At 40.9% G+C, this 16,242-nt stretch carries 18 protein-coding genes and 3 pseudogenes; 14 read left to right on the top strand and 7 right to left on the bottom strand.

Features of this window, described 5'->3' with window-relative positions; all coding sequences use genetic code 11:
• The 10 genes and pseudogenes from PN470_RS08570 to PN470_RS08525 form a co-directional block, all read left to right on the top strand.
• Positions 1 to 474 (top strand): DUF3782 domain-containing protein (locus tag PN470_RS08570; protein ID WP_272104295.1); only part of this gene is annotated, 474 nt, incomplete at its 5' end.
• Positions 475 to 729: 255 nt separating this feature from the next.
• Positions 730 to 1,191, top strand: coding sequence for a hypothetical protein (locus PN470_RS08565; protein WP_272104292.1), 462 nt, complete (start codon positions 730 to 732; stop codon positions 1,189 to 1,191).
• A gap of 13 nt (positions 1,192 to 1,204) precedes the next feature.
• Positions 1,205 to 2,917, top strand: coding sequence for a tetratricopeptide repeat protein (locus PN470_RS08560; RefSeq protein WP_272104290.1), 1,713 nt, complete (start codon positions 1,205 to 1,207; stop codon positions 2,915 to 2,917).
• 72 nt (positions 2,918 to 2,989) lie between these two features.
• On the top strand, positions 2,990 to 3,211 hold the full coding sequence (locus tag PN470_RS08555; protein ID WP_002736659.1) for a hypothetical protein: 222 nt from the start codon (positions 2,990 to 2,992) through the stop codon (positions 3,209 to 3,211).
• A complete protein-coding gene (locus PN470_RS08550) occupies positions 3,189 to 3,446 on the top strand; it encodes a ParE family toxin-like protein (protein WP_002737575.1) in 258 nt (85 codons plus the stop codon). The genes PN470_RS08555 and PN470_RS08550 overlap by 23 nt, the downstream gene beginning before the upstream one ends.
• Before the next feature lie 16 nt (positions 3,447 to 3,462).
• Positions 3,463 to 3,774: a tetratricopeptide repeat protein gene (locus PN470_RS08545; protein ID WP_271938213.1), complete on the top strand. Its 312-nt coding sequence runs from the start codon at positions 3,463 to 3,465 to the stop codon at positions 3,772 to 3,774.
• Positions 3,775 to 3,867: 93 nt separating this feature from the next.
• Positions 3,868 to 4,110 (top strand): hypothetical protein, encoded by a 243-nt coding sequence (locus PN470_RS08540; protein ID WP_002756510.1) that lies wholly within the window; start codon positions 3,868 to 3,870, stop codon positions 4,108 to 4,110.
• A gap of 2 nt (positions 4,111 to 4,112) precedes the next feature.
• Positions 4,113 to 4,517, top strand: a pseudogene (locus PN470_RS08535) (type II toxin-antitoxin system VapC family toxin); the annotation flags it as partial.
• Positions 4,518 to 4,918: 401 nt separating this feature from the next.
• Entirely contained in the window at positions 4,919 to 5,233 is a 315-nt protein-coding gene (locus PN470_RS08530; RefSeq protein WP_002737075.1) for a nucleotidyltransferase domain-containing protein, read from the top strand.
• Positions 5,230 to 5,628, top strand: coding sequence for a HEPN domain-containing protein (locus PN470_RS08525; protein WP_002736237.1), 399 nt, complete (start codon positions 5,230 to 5,232; stop codon positions 5,626 to 5,628). Before PN470_RS08530 ends, PN470_RS08525 begins: the two co-directional genes overlap by 4 nt.
• A gap of 292 nt (positions 5,629 to 5,920) precedes the next feature.
• Here PN470_RS08525 and PN470_RS08520 read toward each other — a convergent pair whose 3' ends face one another.
• Positions 5,921 to 6,454 (bottom strand): DUF2062 domain-containing protein, encoded by a 534-nt coding sequence (locus PN470_RS08520; RefSeq protein ID WP_002750395.1) that lies wholly within the window; start codon positions 6,452 to 6,454, stop codon positions 5,921 to 5,923.
• A gap of 53 nt (positions 6,455 to 6,507) precedes the next feature.
• On the opposite strand from PN470_RS08520, the gene mnmE reads away from it, so the two are divergent.
• Positions 6,508 to 7,881: a tRNA uridine-5-carboxymethylaminomethyl(34) synthesis GTPase MnmE gene (gene mnmE, locus PN470_RS08515; protein WP_103112042.1), complete on the top strand. Its 1,374-nt coding sequence runs from the start codon at positions 6,508 to 6,510 to the stop codon at positions 7,879 to 7,881.
• A gap of 62 nt (positions 7,882 to 7,943) precedes the next feature.
• Here the strand turns inward: mnmE and PN470_RS08510 are convergent, their stop codons facing one another.
• The 5 genes and pseudogenes from PN470_RS08510 to PN470_RS08490 form a co-directional block, all read right to left on the bottom strand.
• Positions 7,944 to 8,261, bottom strand: a complete 318-nt coding sequence (locus PN470_RS08510; protein ID WP_016514447.1) for a DUF4164 family protein — start codon at positions 8,259 to 8,261, stop codon at positions 7,944 to 7,946.
• A 112-nt stretch (positions 8,262 to 8,373) separates the two neighbouring features.
• Positions 8,374 to 8,670 (bottom strand): hypothetical protein, encoded by a 297-nt coding sequence (locus PN470_RS08505; protein ID WP_002776335.1) that lies wholly within the window; start codon positions 8,668 to 8,670, stop codon positions 8,374 to 8,376.
• A 112-nt stretch (positions 8,671 to 8,782) separates the two neighbouring features.
• Entirely contained in the window at positions 8,783 to 9,091 is a 309-nt protein-coding gene (locus PN470_RS08500; protein ID WP_002760170.1) for a DUF4164 family protein, read from the bottom strand.
• 113 nt (positions 9,092 to 9,204) lie between these two features.
• Positions 9,205 to 9,480 (bottom strand): polyhydroxyalkanoate biosynthesis repressor PhaR, encoded by a 276-nt coding sequence (locus PN470_RS08495; RefSeq protein ID WP_103112041.1) that lies wholly within the window; start codon positions 9,478 to 9,480, stop codon positions 9,205 to 9,207.
• A gap of 352 nt (positions 9,481 to 9,832) precedes the next feature.
• A pseudogene (locus tag PN470_RS08490) lies at positions 9,833 to 9,976 on the bottom strand (RNA-guided endonuclease TnpB family protein); the annotation flags it as partial.
• A 104-nt stretch (positions 9,977 to 10,080) separates the two neighbouring features.
• Between PN470_RS08490 and alr the strand changes: the two are divergent.
• Together alr and PN470_RS08480 are read left to right on the top strand one after the other, a co-directional pair.
• Positions 10,081 to 11,277 (top strand): alanine racemase, encoded by a 1,197-nt coding sequence (alr, locus tag PN470_RS08485; protein WP_271938199.1) that lies wholly within the window; start codon positions 10,081 to 10,083, stop codon positions 11,275 to 11,277.
• 209 nt (positions 11,278 to 11,486) lie between these two features.
• Positions 11,487 to 12,791 carry a cytochrome P450 gene (locus PN470_RS08480; protein WP_272104288.1) on the top strand — a complete coding sequence of 435 codons (1,305 nt, stop codon included), beginning with the start codon at positions 11,487 to 11,489 and terminating at the stop codon, positions 12,789 to 12,791.
• 122 nt (positions 12,792 to 12,913) lie between these two features.
• Here PN470_RS08480 and PN470_RS08475 read toward each other — a convergent pair whose 3' ends face one another.
• The gene (locus PN470_RS08475; RefSeq protein ID WP_272104285.1) at positions 12,914 to 14,905 is read right to left on the bottom strand and encodes an ABC1 kinase family protein; all 1,992 of its coding nucleotides are present in this window, start codon (positions 14,903 to 14,905) and stop codon (positions 12,914 to 12,916) included.
• A 505-nt stretch (positions 14,906 to 15,410) separates the two neighbouring features.
• Here PN470_RS08475 and PN470_RS08470 point away from each other — a divergent pair.
• A pseudogene (locus tag PN470_RS08470) lies at positions 15,411 to 16,242 on the top strand (ISAs1 family transposase); the annotation flags it as partial.

Raw genomic sequence — 16,242 nt, 5'->3', positions numbered from 1 at the left:
TCCCAAGCTCAAAAAGAAACAGATAAGCAAATTAACAGAGTTAGTAAGCAGATTGGGGAGTTGGGCAATCGTTTAGGAGAGTTTGTCGAGTGGCAAGTACGTCCTGCGGTGGTGCGTCTTTTTCAGGAGCGGGGTATTGATGTCCATGAGTTTCACCCTGGCATTTCGGTAAAACGGGATAATGAGGGTTTAGAGATTGATCTATTGGTAGTGAATGATACGGATGCCATTTTAGTGGAGGTCAAAAGTAAGTTAACTCAAAGGGATGTGGATGAGCATTTACAACGTTTGGCGAAGTTTAAGCGGTTAATGCCTCGTTTTCGAGATGTAAAGGCCTTGGGAGCGGTGGCAGCGATGATTGTTCCCAATGAGGTGGCGAGTTATGGTTGTCGTCAGGGTTTATTTGTGTTGGTGCAGTCAGGGGAAAATGTAATAATTTTAAATGATGCAGAGTTTACGCCCCGGGTTTGGTAGGTTTAGCTTTTTCTCGAAATCTTCTAGGTTCTGTGTGATCAGTTTAACTTACATAGGATCGATCTTTGTGTCCTTTGTGTCTCTGTGGTTCCTTCCACTCCCTCGCTAGGAGAAATATATCTTAAAATACATTTTACCCACCAAATCCAAGAGAGCCATGAGAGTGAAGAGATTGAAAATTTAGAGATTTTATTTTTCTCCAAACGTTTAGAGTCTCAAACCCAATTTGAATTACTATTAGAGGAAAATTTAAAAATGACTGAGCCATTAACAGCAGGTTTACTTGTCACCTTAGCAGTACAAGAGTTTGTGAAGTCTGGGACGGGGGATTTAGCGAAACGCTTTACGGCTGAAGCTTTGGCTAAGATTCCCATTTTATGGGAAAAGATCAAAACTCGCTTAACAGGAAAATCTCCTAAAGTTGATGAAGCATTGGCTAAGGTTGAAAGTGGTGATAGTACAGCGATCGCAACTTTGACTAAAAATTTAGATGTGATTTTAGATGAAGACTTCCTTTTTGCTGAGGAGTTACAGATTTTAGGACAAGCAATTCAAGCAGGGGAAATCACCCAAGTTGGTTTAAGAGATGTTACGGCAGGTCGCATAGAAGCAGAAATCAAGCAAAAAGCTAAGGGCGATCTTGTTGAACAAATTGGTGCGCAGCAGATCAAAGCGGATGGAGATGCTATTTTTATAATTGAGCAAGAAACTAACTAATTTTATAACGATTATGGATAACAAAAATACTCAGACAGGGATTAAAGATTCAACATTTGGTGATTATGCTCAAATTGAGATTAACCAAACGATTAATTTACCAAAAGTAAGTACAACGATTCCCAGTGATGTACGACAAGGATCACCCAATTTTGTCGGGAGACAGCAAGACTTAAAAAACTTGCATGAGGCGTTACAAAATGAGGGTAAGGTTTCGGTTTGTGCGGTGCGGGGTATGGGAGGTGTGGGTAAGACTGAGTTAGCGGTTCAGTATGCGTTATCAAGGGAGTTTCAACAGCGATATGTGGCTTGTTATTGGTTTTCTCTCAATCAAGGGGATTTAGCGACTCAAATTTTATTAAAAGCTGCGCCTTATTTAGCAATGCCGGAGAAGTTACAGAAATTGGGAAGTGTTGAGGAACAGGTGAAGTGGTGTTGGCAAAACTGGCATCCTCAAGAGGGACAAATTTTACTTGTTATTGATGATGTTAAAAGCTTAGAAGATATTCCTCAAGAATTGCTCCCAATTTCCTCTCGTTTTAAGGTGATGCTAACGACGCGACAAAGGAATCTGAGTCTGAGGTTTTGGGAGTTATCGTTAGGGGTGTTGTCAGAAGCGGAGTCTCTTGAACTGTTAACAAAAATTGTCGATGCTGAACTCACTTCGCGCATTGAAAATGAGATAGAAACAGCCAAGGAGATTTGTCGTTATCTGGGTTATTTACCTTTAGCATTAGAGTTGGTTGCTAAATATTTAAAAGATGACCGGATGTTGTCTCTGGAAGATTATTTACAGCAGTTGAGTCTTGAGGATGAGTCGCTTTCCGATGAAATGGTGAGGGGAATTACGGCTGAGAGGGGTGTGATAGCTGCGTTTAATTTGAGTTGGCAACGTTTGCAACGTTTAGCAACTCAGTTGGCGATGCTGTTGGGAAGGTTTGCTGCTGCTGCTATTCCTTGGCAGGATTTGGTGGAACCGACGATAAACAGTTTGGGATGGGAGAAGAAAGCAGTCAAGGATGCACGCAAGCAGTTAGATAATTTGTCTCTGATTGAGATTGAGAATGGTAAAAATATTGTTATTCATGCTTTGTTGAGAGAGTATTTTCGTTATCAAAGTAAGCAGGAAGGGGATGATTTTATTCATGTTCTGCAAGGAGGAATTGCGAGTAGTGGAATTGCCGTAGCAAAGACTATTCCCCAGAATCCCGTTATTGCAGATATTGACAGAGTGCGTCTGGCTATTCCTCATCTGGAGTTACTGAGTCAAGAGATGCTGGATGATATTCCTAATCCTGATGATGATAATTTAATGTGGGCATTTGTTGGGGTAGCATGGTTTTATGAGGGGCAAGGACAGTATAACTCGGCAGAAAGATATTTTGATAATTGTCTCGAAGCGGTACAATCTCGCTTAGGAGACAATCATCCCCATGTGGCAACTTCCCTCAACAATTTAGCAGGATTGTACAAATCCCAAGGCAGGTACACAGAAGCGGAACCTCTCTATCTAGAAGCATTAGATTTGTATAAACGACTCTTCAGAGACAATCATACCCATGTGGCAACTTCCCTCAACAATTTAGCACAGCTGTACAAATACCAAGGCAGGTACAAAGAAGCGGAACCTCTCTTTTTACAAGCTTTAGCAATTGGCGAGCAAGCTTTAGGGGAGAATCATCCTACTACTGTTAGGATTCGGGAAAACTTAGAGTCGCTCCCGTAGGATGGGTTATTAACCTATCCGATAATACAACAATATAAAATAATACAATCACCTTCAATCAACCAAACAATCATGACTACACTCAAAGATATTGAATCCGCGATTCTCCAGTTGCCTGACGAAGAAATCCATCAATTATCAGCTTGGTTACAAGACTATCTTGATGATAGTTGGGACAAACAGATAAAAAACGATCTCGAATCAGGGAAACTCGATCGACTATTACAAAAAGTCAACAATGATATCAGTAACAATCAAGTTAAGCCTTTAGATGAAATCCTTAACAACTCCTGATTTTTGGCAATGTTATGCCAACTTACCTCCCTACATTAAGCAACAGGCAAAAAAAGCCTATCGTCTCTGGATTAGTAATGTTTTCCATCGATCATTACATTTCAAGAAAGTAGGGAAAAATGTCTGGTCAGTCCGAATAACTGAGAATTATAGAGCTTTAGCATTGAAAAAAGGTGAAGATTATTACTGGTTTTGGATTGGTTCTCATGATGAGTATGAAGAGTTAATTAAATAGAAGGAGAAAATTAACCATGCTAGATCCTAAAGAATTTCGCAATATTATCCACCAAGATTTTACTGAAGTTACCTCACAGGAATTTTTGGCAAATCAAAAAAAATACTGTCCAGAAATTTTTGAAGGCGATAACTATCCCAATATCACTGAAAATCTTAATAATTTAGCAAAACTCTACCACTCTCAAGTAAGGTACGCGGAAGCTGAACCACTCTATTTACAAGCTTTAGACATAGCCGAGCAAGCTTTAGGGGAGAATCATCCTACTACTGTTAAGATTCGGGAAAACTTACAAACGCTGCGACAACAGCAACATCCATCGTCTTAACTGTGATTGATGGGATTATGGGATGGACTATAATTGAATTAATCACTGATAACTGATATAGGCTATAGTTGAAGAACTTACAAAGGTAAAATTATGACCATTAAAGAACAACTAATTCATGAAATTGAAACAGTATCCGATGAGGTAATAGAAGAAGTTTTTGACTTTTTATTGTTAGCCAAAATCAAACATCATCGATCGCAAGAACAATCTAAACCTTTCGCGCGATTTATCGAAGAACTCACTGCTGATATTCCTCAAGAAGTTTTAGATACCTTACCAACCGATAGTGCAGAGGAACATGATCATTACATCTACGGTACTCCTAAACATTAACCATGAAGCAAATTTTTGCCGACACCTTTTATTGGATCGCTTTACTCAACCCCAAAGATGACTGGCATCAAATCGCACTCAACTATGCCCATAATTGTATCAATGATCAACTAATAACAACGGATGGCATTATTGATGAGATACTGAACTATGCTTCATGTAGAGGAACTATTATGAGACAGAAAGCACTCTTAATGTGTACGCAAATGCTACGGGAAAAAACAATACAAGTTATTTCCTATACACCAGAATTACGTCAATTAGGTTTTGAATTATATAAACAACGGTCAGACAAAGGTTATAGTATTACAGACTGCATATCAATGATAATTATGCAACAAATGGATATTTTTGAAGTGCTTACCCATGACAAGCACTTTACCCAAGAAGGTTTTATTATTCTTTATTTAAAAAATAGAACTACTATAAAATGGAGTCAACGACTATTAGGAAAAATCACTCTACTATTGTTCAAATTCGGAAAAGTTTACAAATGATGCGACAACAGCAATATCCATCGTCTTAACTGTGATTTATGGGATTATGGGATGGACTATAATTGATCATTGATGAAGACTTGCTGAATACAACACAATCATAGTATTCATTCAATCATTTCAATCATAGTTTGGACTTATTATGGGATTATGAGATGGACTATGATTGATCATTGATGAAGACTTGCTGAATACAACACAATCATAGTATTCATTCAATCATTTCAATCATAGTTTAGACTTATTATGGGATTATGGGATGGACTATATTGTTAATATTGTTTTGCAGTACAAAAAGGTAATAAAAAATCATGGACAAACAACTATTACTCAATAAAATTAAACAAGCAGTACAAGCGATCGAACCACAAGCGCAAATATTTCTTTATGGTTCACGGGCGCGAAACGATGCTCAACCAGACTCTGATTGGGATATATTAGTATTAGTTGATGGGATCACTAACCCTACTCGCACATCTCAAATCCGTCGTCAAATTTATGAAATCGAATGGGAAACAGAAGAAGTTATTTGTACCATTGTTCGCAGCAAAAATCAATGGGAACATCCCTTATTACAAACTACTCCTTTCTGGCAATCAGTTAACAAAGAAGCTATTATGCTATGAGTAAAAATTCCCCTCACGATCAACTAATTAGGTATCGTTTAAATCGTGCAGAGGAAGCTTATCAAGATGCTTGTTCTCTTGCTGATGGTGCAAGATGGAATAGTTGTATCAATCGTCTGTACTATAGTTGCTTTTATGCTGTTACGGCTTTACTTGCTTATGATAATCTCTCATCTCCAAAACATACAGGTGTCCGTAGTCTCTTCAACAAAAACTACATCCGTAGCGAAATTATTTCAAAAGACTTTGGTGCAGTTTATAACGAATTGTTTGAATACCGTCTCGAAGCAGATTATACAGACTTTGCAGATTTTGATGAATTACAAGTTCTTCCTTTCATTGCAAAAGTGAGAGATTTTTTAAATATAATTTCAGACCTACTTCCTACTGATTAAATGACAAAAGTATTGTATGTCAATACATTAAGTAAAGAGCATCTCAATACACAAATGATTCGTAATAATTTACAAATGATGCGACAGTCACAGCCATCGTCTTAACTGTGATTGATGGGATTATGGGATGGACTATAACTGATCATTGATGAAGACTTGCTGAATACAACACAATCATAGTATTCATTCAATCAAATAACAGTTTAGACTTATTATGGGATTACCGTAGGTGCTTCTCATCCATGCCTCTTAGATTACCAGATTTCGTCCCCCCCTGAACGGTGACAATTTATCAGCGTTTTCTCCTTGTTTGTCGGCGATGATGCCATTGACTGAGGAGACGATAACTAACAAAATAAGTGATAATGCTCGCCAACAGACCTGTAATCAAACTGCCAAAAAATAACGTTAAGAGAAATTCACCGCTCAAACTCCCCCAATTTTCCGCCCAACTTTGGTTAGAGGCAAAAATACGACTATCGATCGCTTGATTTCCTTTACCTAAAAACAATTCTCCCAATTTATAGTTAAACAAAAACACGGGAATATAGGTAAAGGGATTACTCACCCAAGTGGCTGCCGCTGCCGCGATTTTATTGCCCCGCACACAGAAAGCTAAAAAAATCGCAATAATGGTCTGTAATCCTAGCCAGGGAAAGGCCCCAGAAAACACCCCCACCGCTAACCCGCGAGCGATTTCGATCGGATGTCCCTGCAATCGCACTAAGCGAATCCACCAGTAGCGACAGAAGCGCTTCAGACGATTAATTAGGCTATTTTCTTTATTTTTCGCTTTTAATGACCGTGAGCGCATATTTTTGGGCATAAATGCTGACAAAATTGATACCAACTTCAATTTTAGCAAGGAGTTACTCAGAGATGTTAAACACAGGGGATACGATCGCCGCCATCGCTACGGCGATCGTTCCGGAACAGGGTAGTATCGGTATTGTCCGTTTATCCGGTAGTGAGGCAGTGGCGATCGCTCGTCGGCTTTTCCATACCCGCAATCGTCAAAAATGGCAAAGTCATCGTCTTCTCTACGGTTATATCCGGCACCCCCAAAGTCAAGCAATTATCGATGAAGCTTTGCTGCTGCTCATGTTAGCGCCCCGCTCTTTCACCCGCGAGGATGTGGTGGAATTTCACTGTCATGGCGGCATTATGCCCGTACAACAGGTGTTACAGTTATGTCTAGAAAATGGGGCGCGTTTGGCCCAAGCGGGGGAATTTAGCCTGCGTGCCTTTCTTAACGGCAGAATTGACCTAACTCAAGCCGAAAGCGTCGTCGATCTCGTTGGGGCGCGTTCTCCCCAAGCGGCACAATTTGCCCTCGCTGGTTTACAGGGAAAACTCGCGCAACCGATTCGGCATTTGCGTGCCACCTGTCTCGATATTTTAGCTGAAATTGAGGCCCGTATTGACTTTGAAGAGGATTTACCGCCCTTGGATCACGAGGCGGTTCTCCATAGCATAGAACAGGTTTTTTGTCAAGTAAATTTAATTTTAGCTACTGCCGAGCGCGGGGAATTGCTGCGTAGTGGTCTAAAAGTGGCGATCGTGGGACGGCCGAATGTGGGTAAATCAAGTTTGTTAAATGCTTGGAGTCGGAGCGATCGAGCGATTGTCACCGATTTACCCGGCACTACCCGCGATATCGTCGAATCTCAGCTAGTTGTGGCGGGAATCCCCGTACAAGTCCTCGATACGGCTGGAATTCGCTCGGCCAGCGATCGAGTTGAACAAATTGGGGTGGAACGTTCCCGTCAAACGGCCCGGTCTGCTGATTTAGTTCTCTTAACCGTCTCCGCAGAGTCAGGATGGACCCAGGAGGACGAGGAAATTTATCGCTCTGTCAGCGATCGCCGATTAATTTTAGTGATTAATAAAATTGATTTAGCCAATCCTGAAACGGTAATTTATCCAGCAGAAATTGAGCGAGTTGTCAAGCTATCCGCTGCCCAAAATCAGGGTATTGAAGACTTAGAAAAAACTATTATTAATGCTGTCCAAAATCAAGAAATACAGGCGGCTAATTTGGATTTAGCCATTAATCAACGACAGGCGGCCGCTTTAACTAGGGCGAAAATTGCTTTGCAACAGGTCAAAAACACAATTGACGAAAATTTGCCTTTTGATTTTTGGTCGATCGATCTGCGTACTGCCATTCAAGCTTTAGGAGAAATTACCGGCGAAGAAGTGACTGAATCGGTACTTGATCGCATTTTTAGCCGTTTTTGTATTGGTAAATAAGCAATGAGGAAATCTGGTCAACTGTGTTCGGTTAACTGTAGTCTTGTTGAGAATTGAAGAACTCAGATATTGCCGGAAAAAAAGACTTTCCAAGCGGCCGTAATAATGGCACTTCCCAAAAGGATAATCAATGTCCAGACCTGATTTTTTTGGGTTCCTTCCACTGATTTTAGCCGATTGTCGATGCCTTCGATTTTCTCGTCTAAAACTTTAATATCCCCTTTGATATCAGCTTGTCCTATCTCAAGTTTTGTTAAGCGATTATCTAATCGATCAAACCGTTCATCAATCTTATCGAATTTCTGGCTAACTTCCTTGATACTGTCTTTAATTTCTTTAAGGACGACATCAAGGGAATAAGTAACAGTTTCGTTAGACATTGGGTCAACTCCTATACTGCATCTGGTTGGATATAATTTTATCTTAGTCTAGGCTTTAAGAAAATTTTCTTTCAGGAGCGATTAACTGTAGTTTTGTTGAGGATTGGAGAACTCAGATATTGCCGGAAAAAAATACTTTCCAAGCAGCCGTAATAATGGCACTTCCCAAAAGGATAATCAATGTCCAGACCTGATTTTTTTGGGTTCCCTCTACCGATCTGAGCCGATTGTCGATGCCTTCGATTTTCCCGTCTAAAACTTTAATATCCCCTTTGAGATCGGCTATTCCTATTTCTACTTTGGTCAAGCGCTCATCAATCTTATCGAATTTTTGACTAACTTCCTTGATACTGTCTTTAATTTCTTTAAGGACAGCTTCTAGGGAATAAGTAACAGTTTCGTTAGACATTTGGTAAACTCCTATACTGCATCTGGTTGGATATAATTTTATCTTAGTCTAGGCTTTAAGAAAATTTTCTTTCAGGAGCGATTAACTGTAGTCTTGTTGAGAATTAGAGAACTCAGATATTACTGGAAAAAAATACTTTCCAAGCGGCCGTAATAATGGCACTTCCCAAAAGGATAATCAATGTCCAGACCTGATTTTTTTGGGTTCCCTCTACCGATATTAGCCGATTGTCGATGCCTTCGATTTTCTCGTCTAAAACTTTAATATCCCCTTTGAGATCAGTTACTCCTATTTCTAGTTTGGTTAACCGATCTTCTACCTTGTCAAATCTTTCGTTAACCCGCTTCTCAAGCGAGTCGATCTTTCCCTCAATCCTTGTGAGGACAGCTTCTAGGGAATAAGTAACAGTTTCATTAGACATTTGGTAAACTCCTATACTGCATCCGGTTGGATATAATTTTATCTTAAGTCTAGGCTTTAGGAAAATTTTCTTTCAGGAGCGGTTAACTGTAGTCTTGTTGAGAATTAGAAAGATCAGATATTACTGGAAAAAAATACTTTCCATCCGGCCGTAAAAATGGCACTCCCCAAAAGGATGATCAATGTCCAGACCTGATTTTTTTGGGTTCCCTCTACCGATATTAGCCGATTGTCCATGCCTTCGATTTTCTCGTCTAACACTTTAATATCTCCTTTGAGATCGGTTAATCCTATTTCTACTTTTGTCAAGCGCTCATCAATCTTATCGATCTTCCCCTCAATCCTTGTGAGGACAGCTTCTAGGGAATAAGTAACAGTTTCGTTAGACATTGGCTAAACTCCTGTACTGCATCTGGTTGGATATAATAATTTTATCTTAGTCTAGGCTTTTTGGCATTCCTTACCCTATAGTTAACTTCACTTCTGTCCAACCACTGAGATAGTGTTAGGTGAAAACTTCGCTACTTTCTTGTCACTGATTAGCGGTTACTGTTCATTCTCTGCGAAAAAACCCTAACCCCTAACACCGATAACCCTAACTGCCAATTTTTTCGGGAACTTCCTAACATCCCATTCATCTTAAAGCCTAGATTCCGCCTGGAAAAAGGAGGAAATCCAGAGGAGTTTCCGGCTTTTTTCCTAGCCCTCTCGGTTTTCTTTTGGTTTGACACTCCCATCGCACTCATGCGAGGGATTCTTCATTCACGGGGAGATGCCTTGCAAAAGCAGTGCCTTTACTTGGTCTTACTCTCCCTCCAGAAGCAGTAGCGGTATGCCCTACCGCCAAAATTCGTAAACCTTCATCCCGAATATTCTTAGCGGCATCGCGCTTTGCGGTTCTATTTTGGTCGGGGTTTCATCCCGTCAGTACGAGGGTCTTCACCCCGACATCTGTGATAAATTGGGTTATGCGTGCAAAGGAGTGAGCGAGTGACGTTTAGCATCGAACCAAAAATTATCAATCCGCCCAAAAACCGTCATGATTATCAATTGTCGGAAGTAATTCGCTATCGTGCTTGGGTAGAGATTGATCGATCTGCCCTACAACAAAACGTGCGAAAAGTCAAGGCCTTATTAGCCCCAAAAACGGAATTAATGGCGGTAATTAAAGCCGATGCTTACGGACACGGGGCAGTTAAGGTGGCTAACAGCGTTTTAGAAGCCGGAGCGCAGTCTTTAGCCATCGCGACTATCGGGGAAGGTATCGAACTACGGGAAGCGGGAATCGTTGCCCCAATTATGATTTTAGGGGCAGTCAATACCCCAGAAGAAGTGGCAGCCTTGGCCCATTGGCAATTGCAACCCACCCTGGTGCAAATCGAACAGGTGCAAATTTTTGCCAGCGTTATGAGACGCTTAGAGCAGCGGCTGCCGGTCCATATCAAGCTAGATACGGGGATGTCTCGCTTAGGTACACAATGGCACAACGGCACCAAATTCGTCGAACAGGTTTTAGAAGCTCCTAACCTGAAAATTGCCAGTATATACTCCCATTTTGCCACAGCTGACGATCCCAATCCCGAGATCATGCAGTTACAACGGCAAAGATTCCAACAAGCGATCGCCGAGTTAAGATCAAAAGGTTATCATCCCCCCTGTCTGCATTTAGCCAACTCTGCCGCTACCCTAAGCGATCGATCTCTGCACTACGATCGAGTTAGAGTCGGATTAGCTCTCTACGGTCTTTATCCTGCCGATCATCTCACCGATAAAGTCCCTTTGCAACCCGTCCTGCAAGTAAAAGCGCGCATTGCCCAAGTCAAAACCATTGCCGCCGGTTCGGGAGTGAGTTATGGTCATCAGTACATAGCGGCAAAAGACACCCGTATTGCTGTGGTCGGTATCGGTTACGCCGATGGAGTTCCCCGCAATCTCTCCAATCGTTTAAAAGTATCCCTGAGAGGACGTTTAGTACCCCAAATCGGCGCGATAACCATGGATCAGTTAATGATTGACGTGAGCGAGATTCCAGAGGTAAAAACAGGGGAAATCGTCACACTTATCGGTAAAGACGGCCCACAGTGCATCACCGCCGACGATTGGGCGCGGGATTTAGGTACGATATCCTGGGAAATTCTCTGCGGTTTTAAGCATCGTTTGCCGCGAATTACTATTAGCAATGGGTGATTATGGCGGTGATCTTAAAAAATGTCAATTGGCGGCAATTCTTACTGTTGACTGGTGAGATGTGTAATTAATTTTGCTTAGGTACTTACCGTTGTTAAGTGCGATCGCTAATTGTCCAGCTAGATAAGGGGATGAATTCGCCGGTGCTTTAGGTTAGAATAAACAGGGTTAATCGACGGCAACTGATTAGTTTTACCCTAGAGGCAGCGATGACTATAAGCAAAGATCTACCCTTACCCCCCGGCAGTTTCGGATTACCCCTATTAGGAGAAACAATCGCTTTTTTAACCGATGGGGATTTTGCCAGTAAACGTCATAATAAATATGGTCAACTTTTCCGTACTCATATTTTTGGCAGTCCCACGATTATTTTATCCGGTGCCGAAGCTAACCGGTTTCTCCTCAGCAACGAGAATAAATACTTTGCAGCAACTTGGCCTAAAAGTACCAAAACTCTCCTAGGTAGCGCATCTTTAGCAGTGCATACGGGAGATGTTCACGCTTCCCGTCGTCGTTTAATCTATCAAGCTTTTCAACCCCGGTCTCTAGCAAGTTATATCCCTACGGTAGAAACAATTACCGCTCGCTATTTAGAGCGTTGGGAAAATGCCAAAACCCTGTCATGGTATCCTGAATTAAGAAACTATACTCTCGATATCGCCTGTAAATTATTTGTCGGTCTTGACCAGGGTTCTGCTACCAAATTAGGAGAAGCTTTTGATACTTGGTGTGCGGGACTATTTACCCTTCCCATTCCCCTTCCCTGGACAGCTTTCGGCAAAGCATTACGCTGTCGAGAAGAATTACTGGAAGCAATAGAAACTATCATTTTAGAAAGAAAAAAAAATGATGACTTAGGCCAGGATGCTCTGGCTATCCTTTTACAAGCTAAAGACGAAAACGGTCAAAGTTTATCCTTAGCAGAATTAAAGGATCAAGTGCTATTATTACTCTTTGCTGGTCATGAAACTTTAACCTCTGCTATCGCCACTTTCTGCCTACAAATGGCACTGCATCCCGATATTTTTCAGCTTGTCCTTGAGGAAATAACTAATTTTGATCTATCCACTCCTTTAAGCGTCGATACCCTCAAACAGATGACCTATTTAGATCGCGTTTTAAAGGAAGTTTTACGTTTTACTCCCCCCGTGGGAGGAGGATTCCGTCGGGTAATAGAAGACTGTCAATTTAACGGTTATCATTTGCCGAAAGGATGGATAGTGCAGTATCAAATCAGCAATACCCATAAAGATAATAATATTTATTCCCATCCTGAAACCTTTGATCCCGATCGCTTTTTAGCCGAAGAAAAACCCTACGGATATATCCCCTTTGGTGCGGGATTGCGCGAATGTATCGGCAAGGAATTCGCTCGTTTAGAGATGAAAATTTTAGCCGTCCGTTTAGTACAAAAGTATAATTGGCAATTACTCCCTAATCAAGATCTCACCCTCACCACTATCCCCACTCCCCATCCTCGCGACGGTTTACAAGTCACCTTTAAACCCCGTTAACCAGTTAGGATAAAAAAACTTTAAAAACAGTTTAGCGTTTTTCTCGTAGCCGTGAAATTTATTTCACGGCCTTTATTGTCGGAAATGCTCAGATTTTGAGCAGTCGGTGGAACTGACAGAGGTTAATCGGCAGCGGGTAAAGCTTTCGATAATTCTCCATTTTGCCGATGATTTGGTCTATCAAATTCGAGAACTAGGTAACGAATTAAACGCGCTAGGGATTTTTGTAGCAAACCTTCAGCAATTTTTTGTCCCATCTGTTGGGTTTCCGGTTTAGCGATTAGTTTCGTCACCACTGGCACCATAGCCATGGCATCAAATCCTTTCGTTTCCTGTAAAATACTAAAGATGTTGCGAAGATGCTCAAAACTCTTAGCATCACCCAACAATTCTGGGGGAGTTTCTTGTACCGTTAAACCCACCTGTTGCCGGAAATTAACCGTGAGATTAAACCAAGTGCGACGGCCGAAATTATCGAGGGTATTTACTAACTCATTCACTAATTTTTCGCGGATAAATATACCCCTATCTGACAGAAGAAAATCTAATGCTTGTTCGCTGACTTTCTCGAAGTTAAAATCATTAGAATCTTTAGCATTACGCAAGAGATTTTCTAAACGATTCCAGCGAAAAGTACCGTCTTTAAACAATAAATCCCGCAGGGAATCTCGCAACTCCGTGGAAGGATCGGTCAGCAGACGTTTGGCAATATAAGGATAGGCTTTACTCAGTACCTTAAAATTAGGATCGATGCCAATCGCTATTCCCTCTAAAGTCACCATCGAGCGAATAATCAGGGCATAATAGGCAGGAACTCGAAAGGGAAACTCGTACATCATCGCCGACATTTTATCGGTGATACTTTTAAAGTTTAATTCTGCCACACTCGCCCCCAAAGCATTACCGAAAACTTCCGAAAAAGCGGGAATAATTGGCTCTAAATTGGTAGTTGGTGATAGGAAGTCTAGTTTAACATAATCCTTGGCCAGAGACTCAAAATCCCGGTTGACTAAATGCACCACCGCTTCGATTAAACCGTAGCGTTGATAGGGTTCAATATTGCTCATCATGCCGAAATCAAGATAAGCTAATTTACCATCGGGAGTCGCTAATAAATTACCCGGATGGGGATCCGCATGGAAAAATCCGTGTTCAAGTAATTGACGCAAAGAACACTGCACCCCCACATTAACTAAGTAGGTGGCATCAATACCCTGGGCTTGAATTTCTTTGATATTAGTTAATTTTGTGCCGTCCACCCACTCCATGGTTAAAACCCGTCGCCCGGTATATTTCCAGTAGATTTTGGGGATGTAAATTTCGGCAATGTGACCATAAAGTTGAGCGAATTTTTCGGCGTTTTGTCCTTCGTGCAGATAATTAATTTCTTCAAAAATACGACCAGCTAATTCGTCGGTAATTGCCACTAAATCGGAGCGAAGTCTTTTAACATTAATTTTCGCCCAACTCGCCAAACTACGCATGATATACACATCTAAAGTTATACAGCGAATCAAATCGGGACGCTGTACTTTAACGGCGACTCTCTCTCCGGTTTTTAATTTACCTTTATAAACTTGTCCTAGGGAAGCGGCCGCTATGGGATTGGGGGATAATTCTGCATAAATTTCTTCAGGAGAATAACCTAATTCTTCTTCGATAAAACGATAGGCGATTTCATTAGGAAAAGAGGGAATTTGATCCTGGAGAGTGGTTAATTCTTCTAAATATAAAGGCGGTACTAAATCAGGACGGGTAGAGAGAGCTTGACCGATTTTAATATAGGTCGGTCCCAATTTGGTCAACATTTCCCGCAATTGTACAGCCCGTCTAATTTCATTTTTCGGCGATTTTCCCCGCAGTTTATCCCACCAGATACCGATGAGAAAAGATAAAACTGGTAGAGTAATTTCAATTAATCTCCCCACAACGTCTAGAGGTCGCCCACGGTAATAGTCGTTAATAACTTGGGGATTGTAGCGCCAACTCTCGGCCACGTTGTCATCCATGGGGCCGATATCTTCCCGATGCTCTTCGGGAATATGGACGGGCTGCACTTCAACAGTAATCGCTTCTTCGGGTTGCGTCTCTGGGGAGATCATCTGTTCGGACATAGTTCGGTGACGGGGCAGGGTGATTTGTAAACTATTGTAACAAGTATCGGCTTTCTGCCCGATCTTGTTTTTGTCTCCCTAGTTCTAGGTTCAGGTTGGCCGTCAACTTTCCCCGGATGGTTATCGGTGTTTTTGACGATTTCGAGGCTGATACTGCCCTGATTATCCTTAATTGTAGGTGTCAAAAAATAGGGCGGTAATTTGGCTGATTTCTAGGACTTTGTTCAACAATTAGAAGGGTAAGTAGTCGTGCAAAATTAATTTCTTGGTTAGGATAGGCACTCATGCAATAGGCAATAGGCAAAAGCTTTAGGCTCTACCGAAACTGTCATGCAAAACTATCAACAACTCATGCTTGTAAAGCTTGTACAATAGGGCTTTGAGTTTTTATTAGATTGATATTTATCAACTTTAGAGCATTGCTGGACAGAGAGGAAGCTTGGGGAATTTTCTACAGTGTAAGTTCGGAAGAACCAAGCTTTATCGAAATGTGTAATTAATTTTGCTTAGGTACTTAATAATGGGAATTAAATGGCAGAGTTTGTTAAAAATGTTTAATGAATGGGGATTAGAAGAATATGGACAAAGATATGATATAAATTGGCTAGACATAGATAGAAAAAGTCTCAAAAACACCCTAAAGAATCCTAACAATGAACAACAAAATTTTATCATGCTTGTCTCATTGTTTAGTCAAGAAAGTGTCACTGACCCTTTACATTGAGCTTTTACATCGAGCTTGTCAAAATGTGTCGAAATGTGTCGAAGTGTGGATTAGTATTACACTTAAAAAGAGTCGAAAACAAAAAAGGGTCTGAAATCGACGAAGGTTAAGCTATAATTGAGGATTGCTCTTTCCCAAATAAAGTTTTTACTGGGGATGCTTGACACTGTCAGAAAAAAACAATCAGCTTAATAGCCAAGAGTAAAAATGATTATGTTATCACCGTCAAAATAATAGTCATGGACGAAAAATATCAAGAAAAATAGAAGTTTTTAAAGTGAGGAAAAATGAAAGACAAGGGTTTGAAAATCTGCGAAGAATTATTAAAGTAGAAAGAAGGGGTAGTCGCGGGGATAAAACTTATGAAGAAACAGCTTACTATATCAGCGGTCACTGAGCCTGTCGAAGTGTAGCCTAACCGAATCCGCTCAAGTATTTGCTAAAATTATTCGAGGATACTGGAAAATAGAAAATCAGTTACATTGGGTAAAATATGTAATTTTTGAGGAAGATAAAAGCGAGATAAGTGATTTTCAAGCGGCAAGCAATTGGTCAATTCTCACAACCATAGGATTGAATCTTTTCAGAGGTTTGGGTTTTCTCTCAATAACAG

The sequence above is a fragment of the Microcystis sp. CS-574 genome, assembly GCF_028329095.1.
GTDB lineage: Bacteria > Cyanobacteriota > Cyanobacteriia > Cyanobacteriales > Microcystaceae > Microcystis > Microcystis ichthyoblabe_A.
The sequence above is the reverse complement of the archived record's forward strand: the minus strand, read 5'-3'. Positions and strand labels throughout refer to the sequence as shown.